Annotated in this window: 15 protein-coding genes; 7 read left to right on the plus strand and 8 right to left on the minus strand. The window is 56.4% G+C overall.

All coding sequences use genetic code 11. The annotated features are described in order from the left end of the window. Positions 1-4 precede the first annotated feature (4 nt). The 7 genes from B5F17_RS02960 to B5F17_RS02990 all read left to right on the plus strand — a co-directional run bounded on the left by B5F17_RS02960 (position 5) and on the right by B5F17_RS02990 (position 6,668). Positions 5-1,120: a Gfo/Idh/MocA family protein gene (locus B5F17_RS02960; RefSeq protein WP_087370619.1), complete on the plus strand. Its 1,116-nt coding sequence runs from the start codon at positions 5-7 to the stop codon at positions 1,118-1,120. Between the two features lie 71 nt (positions 1,121-1,191). Next, the gene (locus B5F17_RS02965) at positions 1,192-2,199 is read left to right on the plus strand and encodes a sugar phosphate isomerase/epimerase family protein (protein ID WP_016147338.1); all 1,008 of its coding nucleotides are present in this window, start codon (positions 1,192-1,194) and stop codon (positions 2,197-2,199) included. Between the two features lie 14 nt (positions 2,200-2,213). Then, a complete protein-coding gene (locus tag B5F17_RS02970; protein WP_016147337.1) occupies positions 2,214-2,606 on the plus strand; it encodes a C-glycoside deglycosidase beta subunit domain-containing protein in 393 nt (130 codons plus the stop codon). An 18-nt stretch (positions 2,607-2,624) separates the two neighbouring features. After that, the gene (locus tag B5F17_RS02975) at positions 2,625-3,587 is read left to right on the plus strand and encodes a flavodoxin family protein (protein WP_016147336.1); all 963 of its coding nucleotides are present in this window, start codon (positions 2,625-2,627) and stop codon (positions 3,585-3,587) included. A gap of 19 nt (positions 3,588-3,606) precedes the next feature. After that, positions 3,607-4,527, plus strand: coding sequence for a sugar phosphate isomerase/epimerase family protein (locus B5F17_RS02980; RefSeq protein WP_087370622.1), 921 nt, complete (start codon positions 3,607-3,609; stop codon positions 4,525-4,527). Positions 4,528-4,545: 18 nt separating this feature from the next. After that, complete coding sequence (locus tag B5F17_RS02985) at positions 4,546-5,616, plus strand: Gfo/Idh/MocA family protein (RefSeq protein ID WP_087370625.1); 1,071 nt, start codon at positions 4,546-4,548, stop codon at positions 5,614-5,616. A 107-nt stretch (positions 5,617-5,723) separates the two neighbouring features. After that, the gene (locus B5F17_RS02990; protein ID WP_087370629.1) at positions 5,724-6,668 is read left to right on the plus strand and encodes an ROK family glucokinase; all 945 of its coding nucleotides are present in this window, start codon (positions 5,724-5,726) and stop codon (positions 6,666-6,668) included. A gap of 45 nt (positions 6,669-6,713) precedes the next feature. Here B5F17_RS02990 and B5F17_RS02995 read toward each other — a convergent pair whose 3' ends face one another. The 8 genes from B5F17_RS02995 to B5F17_RS03030 form a co-directional block, all read right to left on the minus strand. Further along, complete coding sequence (locus B5F17_RS02995; protein ID WP_087370632.1) at positions 6,714-6,860, minus strand: conjugal transfer protein; 147 nt, start codon at positions 6,858-6,860, stop codon at positions 6,714-6,716. A gap of 18 nt (positions 6,861-6,878) precedes the next feature. Then, positions 6,879-9,647: a magnesium-translocating P-type ATPase gene (gene mgtA / locus B5F17_RS03000; RefSeq protein WP_087370635.1), complete on the minus strand. Its 2,769-nt coding sequence runs from the start codon at positions 9,645-9,647 to the stop codon at positions 6,879-6,881. A gap of 267 nt (positions 9,648-9,914) precedes the next feature. Next, a complete protein-coding gene (locus B5F17_RS03005; protein ID WP_087370637.1) occupies positions 9,915-10,412 on the minus strand; it encodes a winged helix-turn-helix domain-containing protein in 498 nt (165 codons plus the stop codon). Between the two features lie 18 nt (positions 10,413-10,430). After that, a complete protein-coding gene (gene mgtA, locus B5F17_RS03010) occupies positions 10,431-13,067 on the minus strand; it encodes a magnesium-translocating P-type ATPase (RefSeq protein WP_087370640.1) in 2,637 nt (878 codons plus the stop codon). A gap of 152 nt (positions 13,068-13,219) precedes the next feature. After that, positions 13,220-14,200 (minus strand): siderophore ABC transporter substrate-binding protein, encoded by a 981-nt coding sequence (locus B5F17_RS03015; protein WP_087370643.1) that lies wholly within the window; start codon positions 14,198-14,200, stop codon positions 13,220-13,222. Between the two features lie 45 nt (positions 14,201-14,245). After that, a complete protein-coding gene (locus B5F17_RS03020; RefSeq protein WP_087370647.1) occupies positions 14,246-14,998 on the minus strand; it encodes an iron ABC transporter ATP-binding protein in 753 nt (250 codons plus the stop codon). Positions 14,999-15,001: 3 nt separating this feature from the next. After that, positions 15,002-15,979, minus strand: coding sequence for an iron chelate uptake ABC transporter family permease subunit (locus tag B5F17_RS03025; RefSeq protein WP_087370650.1), 978 nt, complete (start codon positions 15,977-15,979; stop codon positions 15,002-15,004). Further along, positions 15,976-17,022 (minus strand): ABC transporter permease, encoded by a 1,047-nt coding sequence (locus B5F17_RS03030; protein ID WP_143287659.1) that lies wholly within the window; start codon positions 17,020-17,022, stop codon positions 15,976-15,978. The genes B5F17_RS03025 and B5F17_RS03030 overlap by 4 nt, the downstream gene beginning before the upstream one ends. Positions 17,023-17,201: the final 179 nt, after the last annotated feature.

Genomic DNA, 17,201 nt, shown 5'->3' on the forward strand with positions numbered 1-17,201 from the left:
TATTATGAAGAACGGTAAATTGCAGGTAGCAGTCATCGGCTGCGGCGGTATTGCAAATCAGAAACATTTCCCGGCACTCAAGTCGCAGGCAGATAAGTGTGAGATGGTCGCGTTCTGCGACATCCAGCTCGAGCGCGCGGAAAAGGCAGCCAAGGAGTACGGCACCCCGGATGCCAAGGTATACAGTGATTATAACGAACTGCTCAAGGACGAGAGCATCGATGTTGTTCATGTCTGCACTCCGAACGTTGCGCACTGCCCGATCACGGTTGCAGCGTTTGAGGCCGGCAAGCATGTCATGTGCGAAAAGCCCATGGCAGCAACCACCGAGGATGCCGAGAAGATGATGGCAGCATGGAAGAAGTCGGGCAAGAAGTTCACCATCGGCTACCAGAACCGTTTCCGCACCGATGCACAGATGCTCAAGCGTGCCTGCGAGGAGGGCAAGCTGGGTGACATCTACTTCGCCAAGGCACATGCAGTACGTCGCCGTGCTGTTCCGACCTGGGGCGTATTCCCGGACAAGTCCAAGCAGGGCGGCGGTCCGCTGATCGACATCGGTACCCACGCATTGGACATCACCCTGTGGTGCATGGACAACTACAAGCCGGCTACCGTCACCGGTTCGGTCTTTGAGAAGCTGGGTCACCTGCCCGAGGCAACCGAGGGCAACATGTTTGGCCCCTGGGACCCGGAAACCTATGAGGTTGAGGATTCCGCATTCGGCTACATCAAGATGGAGAACGGCGCAACCATTTTCCTCGAGTCTTCCTGGGCGCTGAACGTCAAGGACTCCCGCGAGGCTGCAACCACCCTGTGCGGTACCAAGGCAGGCGCTGAGATGATCGGCGGCATGAGCCAGCAGGGCTACGATCTGGTGTTCAACGAGACCACCGGCGGCGTACTGACCGAAGAGCACATCTCGGATACCGGTGCCATCGCATTCTTCGAGGGCAACAGCGGCGGCTCTCCTGAGGTTAAGGAGTGCAAGCAGTGGCTGGAAGCCATTCTTTCGGACAAGGAGCCGCTGGTAAAGCCCGAGCAGGCATTCGTCGTCACCCAGATTCTGGATACGATTTACAAGTCGGCAGCAGCTGGCAAGGAGATCAAGCTCGGTTAAGGATTACAACGAGGCAGGGGACGGCTGCAATGGCAGTCGGTCCCCGGCCGGATTTATGAGGAGGAATATACATGTCTAAGATCAAGACCTGCGTCAGCCTGTACAGCTTGCAGGATGAATATTTGAACCACCGCATGAATCTGCGTGAGATCATGCAGTATGTCAAGGAAAAGGGTGCGGAAGGCGTTGAGATTCTGCCCGATCAGATGCTCAAGGGTGCACCGGACGTTTCCGAGGAGACCGTGCAGGAATGGAACGCTATGCTGGCCGAGACCGGCCTCAAGCCGGTGATCGCAGACGTGTTCCTCAACATGAACCTGTACAAGAACCGCCTGCTGACCCACAAGGAATGCGTTGATCTGCTGGTCAAGGAGATCAAGCAGGCGCACCGTCTGGGCATTCATCTGATTCGTCTGGTTTCCATGGTACCTTACTGGGTCATCGAACCCCTGCTGCCGTACTGTAAGGAGTACGATGTCACCATCGCCCTGGAAGTCCATGCAGCGATGGCGTTTGATATCCCGGAAACCCGTGCATTCATCGAGGAGATGAAGCGCGTCAATTCTCCCTATGTCGGTCTGGTCATCGATACCGGTATTTTCTGCCGCAAGTTCCCGCGTGTTGTCCGTGCGTATGAGACCCTGAACGGTACGAGCGAGCAGGTATTTGACTACATCGACACCCTGTTTGAGAAGGGCACCGACCTGCACCGCGTGCTGCGTGAGAACAACTTCCAATACCCGGCAGAGCTCGAAAAAGCCATCCAGTCCGAGCACGACCGCATGTTTGTCCCGCTGTGTGATGGCTACGAAAACCTGGATTTCTCGGTACTCGACGAGTACATGCCGTACATCAAGCACTTCCACTTCAAGCTGTTCGAGATGACCGAGAACGGCGAGTACTCCATGGACTACAAGGGTCTGCTCCAGTACCTGCACGACCACGATTACGACGGCTACGTCGCAACCGAGTACGAAGGCAACCGATTTACGCTTCCCGGCCATCCGATGGCAGAGAAGGAGCAGGTTGCAGCACAGCTGTCGTACATCCACAAATGTCTGGATGAGATTCAGGGCTAAGGAGGAAGACAAAGATGTTTGATAATAACGTATTTAAGGCAAATACCTGCGTCAACGTAACCGAACAGGGCGCAGTCGTGGGCTATGAGCTGCAGACCAACATCACCTACTACCGCGGTATCCCGATGTCCATGATCGAGTACATCAAGGTCGCAGTCGACGGCGTAGAGGCTCCGGCCGAGGATATCCGCATTTCGGTCGATCAGCATGACTGGTTTACGCTCAAAGAGGCCGAGACCGTCACGACCTACAAGTGGGAGTACGGCGAGCCGCTTTACATCCGTGTTTTGCAGGAGGGCGGACTGTCCAAGGGCACGCATAAGGTCAAGCTGACAGTTGCCACCCGTACGGCATACATCCCGGTACCGCTCGAGGGTATCAAAGAACGCGACGTTGTGATTGCATAAGAGGAGAACTGGAAGGATATGAAAAAAGTACTCGGCATTTCGTTTGGCCGTAAGATGGGTAACACCGATGTCATGGTAAAGACCGCACTGATGGAGTGCGAGAAGGCAGGCTGTCAGGTCAAGTTCCTGCGCGGTGACGATTTGGACATCAAGCCGTGCACCGGCTGCATTTCGTGCGTGGTCGGCATGACCACCGGCCGCGGTAAGGGCGGCTGTCCGGTTAAGGACGACTTCCACATTCTGGACGAAGCACTGATGGAGTGCGATGCCGTCATCGTCGGCTCTCCGACCTACGTCCTGAGCCCCACCGGCAAGTTCAAGGTGGTCTGTGACCGAATCGGTCCCTCGCACGACATCACTTTCCGCAAGGCAACTTACGAGGAAGGTCTGGCGGCAGGCAAGTCTCCCGACCAGCTGCCCGACCCGCGCAGCTTCAAAAAGCGCGTTGGTGCGCTGATCTCGGTTGGCGGTGCGATGACCAAAAACTGGCTGGCATTCATGCTGCCAACCATGTATGAGTTCACCATGTCCATGGGCATCGACGTTGTGGACATGCATGAATATCACGGCGCGATGGCATGCGAACACGTACTGGGCAACGACACCCAGATGGAGCGCATGCGCACCATGGGCAAGAACATCGCCGAGGCGCTTGCGGCCGAGACCGAGGAAGAGCGCACCCGCTGGCGCGGTGAAGAGCAGGGCGTGTGCCCGGTCTGCCACTGCAACATGCTGACCGTCTCCGAGGACGGCGCACACATCGAATGCCCGGTCTGCGGTATTTCGGGTGAGGCTTCCATGCAGGACGGCAAGCTCAAGGTAAACTTCAGCGAGGCACAGCAGAAGCGTTCGCGTCTGCACTGGGACGGCAAGCTCGAGCACTCCACCGAGATCAAGACCCAGGCAGTCGGCCCCGGTCAGATTCCTGATCTGGCAGAGCGCAAGAAGGCATACCAGGGCTATGCCGAGCAGGATTGGTAAAGAAAGGAGCACAGGACAGATGAAACTGGGACTTGTAAGCGCCATCGCGGACACGATGGGCTATGAAGAGATGATTGATCTGGTCGCACAGGCCGGTCTGGAATGTGTCGAGGTCGCTTGCTGGCCGGCGGGCAAGGCAGAGCGCCGCTATGCAGGCGTGAGCCACATTGATGCCGACCGCGTGCTGGAAGACGATGCCTACGCACAGCATCTGCTCGATTACGCAGCACAGAAGGGCATCGAGATCTCCTCTCTGGCATACTATCCGAACACCATGGACGCTGATCTGGACAAGCGCACCGCAGCCGTCGAACACCTCAAAAAGCTGATCTGTGCATCGGCCAAGTTGGGTGTCAACATGGTCACGACCTTCATTGGCCGAGATCAAACCAAGACAGTCGAGGAAAATCTGGAACTCGTCCGTGAAGTTTGGCCGCCGATCATCGCACTGGCTGAGGCCAAGGGCGTAAAGATCGCGATTGAAAACTGCCCGATGCTGTTCGGTGCAGACCAGTGGCCGGGCGGTCAGAACCTCATGACCACGCCTGCCATCTGGTGCAAGGTCTTCGAGATTCTGCCCAGCGCAAACTTGGGACTCAACTACGACCCCTCGCACTTTGTCTGGCAGATGATCGACTACATCCAGCCGCTCTACGAGTTTAAGGACAAGATTTTCCACGTCCACTATAAGGACATCAAGGTTTATCCCGACCGCCTCCAGCAGGTTGGTATCATGGGCTATCCGCTCGACTTCATGTCGCCCAAGCTGCCCGGTCTGGGTGACGTCAACTGGGGCAAGTATGTATCTGCCCTGACCGATATCGGCTATCAGGGTTACACCTGTATCGAGATCGAGGACAAGGCGTTCGAAGGCTCGGTGGAGGATGTCAAGAAGTCGGTGCTGCTGAGCACAAAATATTTGAGAAATTACGTAATTTGAAGGGAATAGGTGCTTTTTATGGATGATATCAGAATCGGTATCGTAGGCCACGGCTTTATGGGCCACGAGCATGAAAAAATGCTGACCAAGATGGACGGAATCCGCGTGGTTGGTATCTCGGACATTGACCAAAAGCAGCTGGAAGACGTGCAGGAGGGCATCAAGCGCTATGCGTCCAACGATGAGCTGATGCATGACCCGGAAGTTGACGTTGTGCTGATTGCAGCCAACAACAACCAGCATTATGATCTGGTGGTACAGGCCGCCAAGGCCGGCAAGGATATCATCTGTGAAAAGCCGGTTGCCATGACCACCGAGGAGCTGGACGGCATGCTTGCAGTCACCAAAGAATGCGGCGTGAAGTTCACCGTTCACCACCAGCGCCGCCTTGACCCCGATTTCCGCACCATGAAGGCGGTATTCGATCAGGGCAGTCTGGGCAAGGTCTACTCGATCAAGAGCGGTCTGTACGGTTTCAATGGCAACATGCACGACTGGCACGTCTACAAAAAAGAGGGCGGCGGCATGCTGTACGACTGGGGCGTGCATCTGCTCGACCAGATTCTGTGGATGATGCCGGGGGCTAAGATCAAGAGCGTTTACGCCGACCTGCGCAACGTCATTAACTTTGAGGTCGACGATTATTTCAAGATTCTCATGCGGTTTGACAATGATATCATGGCCGAAGTCGAGCTGGGTACCTATTATCTGACCGATAAGATGCACGACAAGTGGTTCGAGCGTCATTGGATGATCGGCGGCAATCAGGGCAGCGCCTATGTCGACGGCTTTGAGCCAGAGGGCAAGATCGTGCGCACCACCCATCTGCTGCAAAACGTATCCGGTCAGCGCACCATGACCGCAGCAGGCCCCACCCGTTCGTTCGGCCCTCCGGCTGAGGGCACCATCGTGACCGAGCCCCTGCCCACGGTGCCCACCTGCCACGAGGACTACTTCGAAAACTACAAGAAGGCCTATCGCGGTGAGGAGGAATTTCTGGTCAAGGTCGAGGAGACCCGCCGCGTGCTCGCACTGATGGAAGCGGTCAGAGAGTCCGCACGCACCGGCCAGTCGGTCGCATTCGAATAAGAAAAGGGACACCGAGCGGGCGTTTTTTCCGGGAAGTGAAACAATATGCTCGGCAGAAAAAGGGCGCTTGCGCCCTTTTCCCTGTTTCGAGGGAAAGAGAGAAAAAGATGAGTAAAACATACGCATTCGGCGTGGATATCGGTGGAACGACGATTAAAATGGGTCTGTTTGAGACCAACGGCAAGCTGCTCGAGATGTGGGAGATTCCGACCCGCACCGAGGCCGACGGAAAATTTATCTTAAACGATATCGCACAGGCTGTGGACGATAAACTGAAAGAAAAGAAGATTTCTACCCTGGACGTGGAGGGCATCGGACTGGGCGTACCCGGTCCGGTTGGCTCGGACGGTACGGTGTTTAAGTGCGTCAATCTGGGCTGGGACGTGTTCAATGTTGAGCACCGCCTGAGCGTGCTCACCGGACTGCGCGTCAAAGCCGGAAATGATGCCAATGTCGCCGCGCTGGGCGAGATGTGGCAGGGTGGCGGTGCCGGATACCAGAACATCGTTATGGTCACGCTGGGTACCGGTGTCGGCGGCGGTATCATCATCGACGGACACATCCTGCCCGGTATCAATGGCGCAGCTGGTGAGATCGGTCACCTGCCGGTCGAGGATAACCAGCCCGAGACCTGCACCTGCGGCAATCAGGGCTGCCTCGAACAGTACAGCTCGGCGACTGCGGTTGCACGCAGCGCCCAGCGCTACTTAGACGAGCACCCCGAAGTCGAGAGTAGCCTGCGTTCTGTGCAGAACATTGAGGCAAAGGACGTGTTCGACGCGGCAAAGCAGGGCGACAAGGTCGCACTGGAGCTGACCGAGCGTGCGTGCGCATACCTCGGCAAGGGACTTGCTATGATCGCATGCGTGGTCAACCCGGAAGCCTTTGTCATCGGTGGTGGTATGGCGCGTGCGGGTGAGATTCTCATGGAGTCCGTTCGTCGCAACTTCAAGCAGAAGGCCTTCCATGCTTCCCGTGAGACCGAGTTTAAAGAAGCAAAACTGGGCAATAACGCCGGAATCTATGGCGGCGTGCGCATGCTGCTGGAGTAAGATGGAAAAAGCACCGAACAAGCGACGTTCGGTGCTTTTTTGTGCTTATTTTTTGAGTGCAATCGTCCAGAACACTACATTCATCAGGATGGTGATGAACAGGACGATGGACATTGCAGCCCAGAATCCAAAATTGATGCCCAGAAAGTCCGTGCTGCCGAACAGATGCAGCCAGAGTGCATTTAAATTCATAGAAAAACCCTCCATTTCTTACAGAAGTTCGCCGAAACGGCGGACATAGGCCTTTTTCAAGCTGGTTGCCAGCACCATATAGAGCAGAATGCAGGGGATGAGGTAGGCAAAATAGCTCAGAGGCAGGGCGGCGAAGCCCAGCATGGTGCCGAGCGGCGTAAACGGGATGGCGGTCAGTACCAGAATGCCGGTGCAGGTCAGCAGCGTCAGCGGTGCCGACGCGCGGCTCTGGATGAACGGGATTTTTGGGGTGCGGATCATGTGAATAACAAGCGTCTGGCTCCACATGGACTCGACAAACCAGCCGGCTTGGAACAGTGCGGCGTAAGCGATCTGCATTTGGGTCAACTCAGTGCCCGAGAAGTGGTTTGCAAGATCGTTGTACAGCACACCGTGCGACACAAACAGCGGACAGAACACAAAGTACATGAAAATGTAGGTGGTAAAGTCAAAAATGGAGCTGGTCGGCCCAATCCACAGCATGAAGCTGCCGACCGAGGAGGCATCCCACTTGCGCGGTACCTTGAGATATTCCTCGTCCACGTGGTCCCACGGAATCGCCGTGCACGACAGGTCGTAGATCAGGTTGAGCAGAATCAGATGAATGCTCATCATGGGCAGAAAGGGCAGCAGTGCCGAGGCAGCCAGAACCGAAAACATGTTGCCGAAGTTGGAAGATGCGGTCATTTTGATATACTTAATCATGTTCGCGTAGGTCTTTCGGCCTTCAATGATGCCCTTTTCCAGTACCATGAGGTCTTTTTCCAGCAGGATGATGTCTGCGCTCTCCTTGGCGATGTCCACCGCAGTATCGACCGAGATACCGATATCTGCCGCCTTCATGGCAGCCGCGTCGTTGATACCGTCGCCCATAAAGCCGACTGTGTGGCCGCTTTCACGCAGCACGCGCACGACGCGGGCTTTCTGCTCGGGGGTCAGCTTGGCGAATACGTCGGTGGTTTCGGCAGCGCGTGCCAGCGCCTCGTCGGACATGGACTCGATCTCGGGTCCGAGCAGCATATTGCGCACTTTCAGACCGACCTGCGCACAGATGGTGCGGGTGACTTTGTCGTTGTCACCGGTCAGAATCTTGGTGGTCACGCCGTACTCACGCAGTGCCTGAATGGCACCGGCAGCGGTCTCCTTGGGCGGGTCGAGGAAGGCCAGATAGCCAAGCAGCACCATGTCGCACTCGTCCTTGACGCCGAACGCGCCGACCGGGGACGGATTGCTCTTTTGTGCGATGGCCAGCACGCGGAAACCCTTAGCGTTGAGCTCATCAACTGTACGAAGAATTTTCTGTCGCAGCGTATGGCCGAGCGGCTGCACCTGACCGTCGTACTCGACAAACGAGCAGATGGACAGCATTTCCTCGACTGCACCCTTGGTGACCATCTGGGTCTTGCCGCTCTTGTCGGCCACGACCGTGGTTAGACGGCGGCGGGCAAAGTCGAAGGGAATCTCGTCGACCTTGACATAGTGCTCGGACAGATCGACCAGACGGGGATCTTCGGCTTCGGACTCCTCGGTCTTGCGAATGATGGCAACATCCATGAGGTTTTTGTATCCGGTCTGGAAGTAGCTGTTGAGGTAGGCGTGACGCAGGACGCGCAGATCGTCCCGACCGTTTACGTCCATGTGATACTCCAGAACGACCTGATCTTGGGTCAGCGTACCGGTCTTATCGGTGCACAGAATGTCGATCGCACCGAAATTCTGGATGGAATTGAGATTTTTGACGATGGTTTTCTGTCGGCTCATGGACACCGCACCCTTGGCCAGACAGGTGGTTACGATCATGGGCAGCATTTCCGGGGTCAGACCGACCGCGATGGAGATGCCGAACAGGAAGGCACCCAGCCAGTCACCCTTGGTCAGACCGTTGATGAGAAAGACCAGAGGAACCATGACCATCATAAAGCGGATGAGCACCCAGGAAACCGCGTTGACGCCCTTGGTGAAGCTGGTCTCGACCGCTTCCTCGGCGACGGCTGAGGCCATCGAGCCAAATAGGGTGTTGTCACCGACGGCTAGCACGACACCGCATGCGCTGCCCGAAATGACGTTGCTGCCCATAAAAGCGATGTTGGAATATTCGGTGATGGCGCAGTCGGTGTCCGGGCTGCAAGCCGGTGTCTTTTCCACCGGTTCGCTCTCGCCGGTCAAACCGGACTGACTGATAAAGAGGTCTTTTGCCTCGATGATGCGCAGATCAGCCGGAATCATGTCGCCGGCCGATAGATGGACGATATCGCCGACCACGACCTCGTCCAGACCAATTTCCTGCATGGGATGACCCTTGCGGTCAACCGTGCAGGTGGTGGTGATCATGGACAGCAGCTTTGCAGCCGCGTTGCCGCTGCGCGATTCCTGAACAAAGCGCAGGACGCCGGAAATAAAGACCATGGTGAGGATGATCACGACGGTCAGACAGTCGAAGTCCTCGGGCGTGCTGCCGAACAGCGAGAGTGCAGGAAACAGCATGTCGGTGACCGCCGAGACCAGCGCGAGGAAGAAGAGGATTGCGGTAAAGGGATTGATGAAAGCACCGGCCACGCGCTGTGCAAGCGACTGCTTTTTCTGGTGGGTGACCTTGTTTGTGCCGAACTGTGCGCGGTGCGCGGTGACGGTCTGTTCGTCCAGACCGCACAGCATGGTGCCGGTCTGGTCTAAGACATCCTTGACCGGCTTGGCAGCTGCATCCCGGATGCAGCGGTTATACGCGTCGCGCTGGAGCGTACATGCAGGGGTGCCGGAATCCTTCCGGCGGGTGTGCAGGTTAAACATGGGACTTACCTCCTGTTTTTTGTGAATGAGGCAAGGAACGAGCGGGATGAGACAGACCAATTCTGCGGACTGTCTGCGGCTTTGGTTGCTTGCCGATTGGGATTCCCGTCAGAATCCATCTGTTTCACCTCCTGTTTTTTCGCATATTGTGCAGTGTAAGTTTAGTATACCGGAGGGCAGGCGCAGTTCCCATGACCAAAACCTTGCGAAATTCTTGCGATTGGGCAAGAAATAAAAAAAGCTGCCGCCCGAAGGCAGCAGCCGGTGTCAGAAAGTGTCGTTAAACTTGTATCCAATGCCCCAGATGGTCAGAATGTACTCGGGCGCGTCGGGATTGGGTTCAATCTTTTTGCGCAGTTTGCGGATAAAGGCCATGATATTGCTGTCGTCGAGCAGATAATCGCCCGACCAGACCGCCTGATAAATCTGTTCTTTAGTAAAGACCTCGCCGCGGTTGCGGGCGAGAAAGCACAGAATGTCGAACTCCTTGGGCGTGAGCGGAATGTCCACACCGTCCCGGGTGACGCTGCGCGCCTTGGGGGAGATGGTGAGCGCGCCGCAGACGATGGTGTCGGCCGGTGCGGGCACGGGTGCATCGGCGGTCAGCTCGAGCAGCAGCGAGGAGGCTTCACCCGCTATGAGACTGCGCACGCCGTCCAGCAAGTCCTGTGCGCTGACCGTTGCGGGCGCTGCGGTGCGCAGTGCATCACACAGCCACTGTGCCAGCGAGGAATCCAAATTGACAAAACCGATGTTCTTTTTCATAGATGGATGCCTCCTTTCTCACAGCAGGGTGTGGTATCGGCGCAGATACCAGGTCTTTGCGACCGTGACGAGCAGCAGATAGAGCACGACAACGGCGGTTAAAAATGCGAAATAGCGCAGGGGAAGCGCAGTCAGTCCGATGAGCGCACCGAGCGGGGTAAAGACCAGCGCGGTGAACAGCACGATGCCGGACAGCGTGACCAGCATGACCGGACGGGAAGGACGGCCCAGCGGCACTTTTTGGGTGCGCAGCAGGTGCAAAATCAGAATCTGTGTCCACATGGACTCCAAAAACCAACCGGTCTGGAACAGAGAGACAAATTGCCGCTGCGCTTCGGGCGAGAGAGCCGAGAAATTTCCGCCGCAAATCTGGGGACACAGCCAGAAAAACAGAAATCCAAAGGTCAGGATATCGAAAAACGAGCTGATGGGTCCGAAAAAGCGCATAAATCGTCCGAGCGTTCGACCCGACCACTCGAGCGGACGGGCGCAGGCTTCGCCGTCGACCTTGTCCCACGGTAGTACCAGACACAGGATGTCGTAGAGCAGATTGAGCAGCAAGAGCTGCACCGAGGTCATGGGGAAGAAGGGCAGGAAGACGCTCGCGATGACGATGGAAAAGATATTGCCAAAGTTGGACGACGCGGTGATCTTGATGTACTTTGTCATGTTGGCGAAGGCTTTTCGGCCTTCCAGAATGCCTGCTTCCAGCACGTTCAGGTCTTTTTTGAGCAGCAGCACGTCGGCGCACTCACGCACCGATTCGGCAGCGGTATCGACCGAGATGCCCACGTCGGCGGCTGTGATGGCGGGCAGATCGTTCATGCCGTCGCCCAGAAAACCGACCGTATGGCCGTTATCCTGCAAGACCTGCACAATGCGCATTTTCTGTTTGGACGACAGCTCGGCAAAGACTGTGCAGCGCTCGACGCAGACCGGAAGCTCGTTGTCGGTCAGTTGGTCGAGAGCTTCGCCGGTCAGCACCGCCGTGGTGTCAATCCCCAGACGGCGGCAGATGGACACCGCGACGCTCTTCTGGTCACCGGTCAGCACTTTGCTGTGCACGTGCAGTGCGTTTAGTTTGTCAATCGCGCTGGCAGCGCTGGCCTTGGGCGCATCAAAAAAGACCAGATAGCCGAGCAGAATCAGGTCGTGCTCGTCGTCCGGGGTCAGGGCTTGCAGCGTGACCGGACGATAGGCGACAGCCAGCACCTTCATGCCGTCTTCCAGCATTTCGTCCACGACCGCATGCACACTGCTCAGACCATCCGCGCCGAAGGGCTGGAGCGCACCGCGGTGCACCACCTGACTGCACCGGCGGCAGACCGCGTCAATGCTGCCCTTGACAATGAGCAGATTGCACGCCTCATCTTTGACCAGTACACTCGAGCAGCGGCGATTGTAGTCAAACGGCAGCTCGTCCAGCTTGGGATGCTGCACCTGAAACCCATCCAACCGTGCATCCCAGCCAGGGAAGGTGCCATAGCGCAAAATTGCCCTGTCCAGATGATTTTCCACGCCGGTGGCGTACCGGCTGCTCAGATAGGCGAGTTCCAGCACCCGCTCGCTCTCGTTACCCAGAACGTCCAGATAGTATTCGAGCAGTACGGTGTCTCCGGTCAGCGTGCCGGTCTTGTCCACACATAAGACATCCATGCTGCCAAAGCCCTGCATGGCGTTGATGTTTTTGACCACGGTCTGTTTGCCTTCCATCGCGGCGCTGCCCTTGGCAAGACAGGCATTGATGACCATGGGCAGCATTTCGGGGGTCAGACCGACCGCAACCGAAAGAGCAAACAGAAAGGCGGCAAACCAGTCGCCCTTGGTCAGACCGACCGCGACAAAGACGATGGGGACGAGCACGGCCATAAAGCGGATGAGCACCCAGGCGATCGAGTTTGCACCGCGGTCGAAGCCGTTCTTGCGCCACAGCGGTGCCTGCATGGTACCGCCCGAAACAGTGTCCGAACCGACGGCCAGAACGATGCCCTGACCGCTGCCGCCGATGACCGAACAGCCCTGAAAGACCGTGTTCTGGTAGGATGCATAGTCACGGGGCAGATGGGAGAGTGCTTGTGCGGTTTTTTCCAGCACGGCACTCTCGCCGGTGATGATGGACTGAGAGACGAACAGGTCATTTGCCTGTATTAGACGCAGATCGGCCGGGACACGGTCGCCGGCAGACAGGCGCACAAGATCGCCCACAACCAGAGCGGACGCGGGCAGACCAATCCACCGGCCATCCCGACAGACTGTGACCTCGGTGTGCGTCAGGTCAGAGAGATGGTCGGAGATGCGCTTTGCACGCAGCTCCTGCACAAAGCGCACCGTGCCGCTGAGCAGCAGCATACAGCATATAATGATGACCGTCGTGGCGTTGCGGCTGAAATTGGAAGCCAGAACGACATCGGTCACCAGAGAGATGACAGCCAGAAGAAACAGAATAACCGTAAAGGGATTGATGAACGCGCGGCGCAGACGGAAGCCGACCGTGTCTGCCGTTCCGCTCGAAACCGCATTGCTGCCAAACTGTGCACGGCTTTTTTCTGCCTGTTCGGTGCTCAGACCGTTCGCTGGGACATGTAGATGGTCACAGACCGCGTCGGCTTCCAGCACGGCGCACTGACGGATGCGCGGATGAACCGAACTGTCCATAGATTCACCTCCGAAAAAACACGTTTCTCTTATCATACCATACAATCTGCGCGCTGCCTGCCCCTAAAATCTTGTTTTTTCCTTGCTTATCCTGATTGAGACAAAAAATCCCTCTGAAACCGGGGGATTCCGATTCCAGAGGGAACAAAAATTTAGGTCAGCAGGGTGCTTTCCAGATCGGAGAGCATCAGGTCGAGTGCGGTGATGCCGCCCTCAGCCGTGTACCAGACTGCCGGGTGCGACAGGTACACGATATGACCGTTCTTGTACGCGTTGGTGCCCATAACCAGCTGGTTTTCCATGATTTCCTGTGCGAGCTTTGCACCGTCGGTACCGACTGCCGCGTCACGATCCATGACAAAGATGTAGTCCGGGTTCTTGTCTACAATGAACTCGAAGGATGCTTCGTTGCCGTGGGTGGAGGTGTCGAGGTTTGCATCAATGCCGATGTTTTGGAAGCCGATCTCGCGGCCAATGATCGAGCAGCGGCCATCGTTGCCCAGTACATTATAGCTGCCGCTGGTGGTCATGCCGATGATGGCGGTCTTGTCCTTGGCAAAGGCAGACAGTGCCTCGATGCGGCCGTCAAAGCCTGCCATCAGCTCGTCGACCTTGCTTTCCATGCCAAACAGGGAAGCGATGGTGGTGGCGTTCTTGCGCACGCTCTCGACCACGCCGACCTCGGTGTCGACCGACAGATAGACGACCGGTGCGATCTCACTGAGCGCGTCATAGCTCGATGCCAGACGGCCGCCGATGAAGATCACGTCCGGCTCGGAAGCCATGACAGCCTCGAGGTCGGCTTCCTTGATGGTGCCGAGATTTGCGACATCGCCGCCAATATAACTCTGTAAGTACTCCAGACTGGTATCTGCCGTGCCGACCACGCGGTCACCGACGCCCAGTGCGTCCAGAATGTCCAGCGAAGCCATGTCCAAAATGGCGATGCGCTGCGGGTCGGACGGCACCTCGAGCGAAATCTCTTCCTTGCTGCCGTTGAGTGAGGTGATGGTCATGGTTTCCGCAGCAGCATTCGCGGAAGCGTCGGAGGTGGATGCGGTCTTGTCTGCGCCGCAGGCGGTCAGACTCAGAACAGCAGCGGCAGCCAGTGCCAGAGAAACAATCTTTTTCATCAGTACATGCTCCTTTTTTCAAAAAGTACCGAAAAATGTGTGTGCTTAATAGTAGATAGACAGCGGTTTTCCCTTGATGTTCAGAATTTCGAAGTCTACCTGGTAGATCTCGGACAGATTTTCCTTGGTCATCACCTCCTCTGCGGTGCCGAATTTTGCGATCTTGCCATCCTTGAACGCACAGATATAATCCGAGTAAAAGGCGGCGTAATTGATCTCGTGAAGAACTAAAATGACCGTTTTACCCAGCTCATCACACAGACGACGCACAATTTTCATCATGTTGGTCGCGTGATAGATGTCGAGGTTATTGGTCGGCTCGTCGAGCAGGACATAATCGGTGTCCTGTGCGATGACCATTGCAATCAGTGCGCGCTGACGCTGACCGCCCGACAGTTCATCGATGAAACGGTCGGCAAAGTCGTGCAGCTCCATATAATCCAGTGCACGGTCGACAATTTCATGGTCTTCCGGGGTCAGACGGTTGCCCGAGTAGGGAAAACGTCCGAAGCAGACCAGCTCACGCACGGTCAGCTTCATCTGAATGTTGTTCTGCTGAGTCAGGATGGCCAGACGCTTGGACAACTCGCGGCTCTTCCACTTGCGCATCTCCTTGCCCTCGAACTCGACCAGACCGCTGTCGTGGGCGATCAGGCGCGAGATCATGCCCATCACAGTAGACTTGCCCGCACCGTTTGGGCCGATGAGCGAGATGACCTTGCCTTTGGGGATGGAAAAGCTGACGCCGTCGACGACCGTTTTGTCGCCGTACTGCTTGGTTAACGACTGAATGTGCATAAATCAGACCTTCTTTCGTGACAGGAGGAGATAGAGGAAGTACAGACCGCCGCCAACCGTGATGAAGACGCTGACCGGTACCGAATAGGTGTAGACGTGCTCGACGATGAGCTGACCGCCAACCAGAACGATCATACCGAACAGGGCAGAGCCTAGAATGAGCTGGCTGTGACGGTAGGTTTTGAGCAGCTGGCGGGACAGGTTTGCGATGATGAGGCCGAGGAAGGAGATCGGGCCGACCATGGCGGTTGCAACCGCGATGCACAGGGTCACGCCCAGAAGCAGACGGCGGATGCAGCGGTCATAGTCGACGCCCAGATTGATGGCTTGTGCTTTGCCGAGGGTGAGCACGTCGAGCAGTGCAAGCTCACGGCGCAGGGCAAAGACGATCACGGCCAGCAGGATGAGCGAAAAGACGATGATCTCCGAGTTGATGTTGTTGAAGCTTGCAACCAGCGTGGTCAGCAGGGTGTCGTACTCATTGGGGTCCATGACGCGGGTGAGAGTGGACTGGATGCTGCCGAAAAAGGAGGTCAGCACGGTGCCCGCCAGCAAGACGTAGAGTACATTGTGCCGGGTCTTTTTAAAAATCCAGCTGTAAATGAGGGTGGCCGAGATGCCCATGAGCACCACGTCCACGGCAAACGACAGATTGGCATTGGTGGCGATCAGACTGCCCGAGCCCAGGAAAAAGACGACTGCCGTGTGGATGAGGGTGTACAGCGAGTTCATGCCCAGCAGACAGGGGGTCACGATGGTGTTGTTGATGACCGACTGAAAGACGATGGACGCGCCGCCGATGGCGAAGGCCGTGATGAGCATGACGATGAGCTTGGGGGTACGCAGCTTCATGGCGTACTGGAACAGCTTGGGATTTGCAAAGTTTACTTCAATGAGCATGTAGCCGGCGGCACAGAGCACGACTAGAGCCAGCATGATAAGCAATTTGGTGCGATTTGCGCGGACTGCGGACAGATTCACGACATTTCGCCTCCTTTCAGATCGGGGAGCGGCGAACAGCAGCTTGTCCCGGGGTTTTTGCCGAGTCGGACGGCTTTGCGTCCGTTTTTCAGGCGATAGAACAGCAGACCAATGAAGATCAGGCTGCCGAGGATGCCGACGATGAGTTCGATGGGCAGCTCGTAGGGGAAGATAACCACGCGGCCGATCATATCACAGACCAGCACGAAGAGCGCACCGAACAGCGCGGTGTCGACCAGTGCGCCGCGAATCTTATCGCCCTTGAACATGGCGACGACGTTGGGAACGATCAGACCGATGTAGGAGATCGAGCCGACGACCACCACGATGGACGCGGTAATCATGGCCGAGATGGTCAGACCGGCGAACAGGACAAGGTTATAGGGAACGCCAAGGTTTTTGGAGAAATCCCGACCCAGACCAACGATGTTGAAGTGGTTTGCAAAGACAAAGGCCAGAATGACCAGCGGAACGGTCAGCCAGACGATCTCATAACGTCCCTTGAGGACAAGCGAGAAGTGACCGACCAGCCAGGTGGACAGTGCCTGTGTCATGTCGTGCTGATAGGCGAGATAGCTGGTCAGACCGCCGATGACGTTGCCGAACATGATGCCCACGAGCGGGACCATGACCGCGTCCTTGAACTGGATGCGCTGGATGAACCAGACAAAGACCCAGGTGCCAAGAATGGCCGCGCCAAAGGCAAAGAGTGCACGGCTCCAGAGCGTGGAGGCCGGGAAGAACAGCAGGGCAAGCAGAATGCCGAACTGTGCCGAGGAGATGGTCGCGCCGGTGGTGGGTGAGACGAATTTATTGCTGCAAAGCTGCTGCATAATGAGTCCGGCGACACTCATGCCCACGCCGGTGCACAGGATGGCGAGCAGTCGGGGCAGGCGGGAGACCACAAAGACCTCCAGCTGGTGCAGATCACCGGATAATAAATCACGGGGTGTCAGGTCGATGACGCCGACAAAGAGCGAACAGATCGCAAGCACGATAAGGGCGAGCGACAGAAGGATGGTGGAACGATTGGATTTGAGCATATCGACTCCCTTTCTCAAACAGGAACGAAGGTTAGTTTAAACTAACCATAACACAAAAAAAGACACAGTGCGTTTCTTGCTTGTTACACACTGCATGCCGGTGTGTATTATAGCACGAAAAGTTAGTTATATGCAACTTGTGAAAATCACAGGAATTTTGAGACAGAATCCTTGCGCTT

Origin of the sequence: Butyricicoccus pullicaecorum, assembly GCF_002160355.1 — a bacterium.
GTDB lineage: Bacteria > Bacillota > Clostridia > Oscillospirales > Butyricicoccaceae > Butyricicoccus > Butyricicoccus pullicaecorum.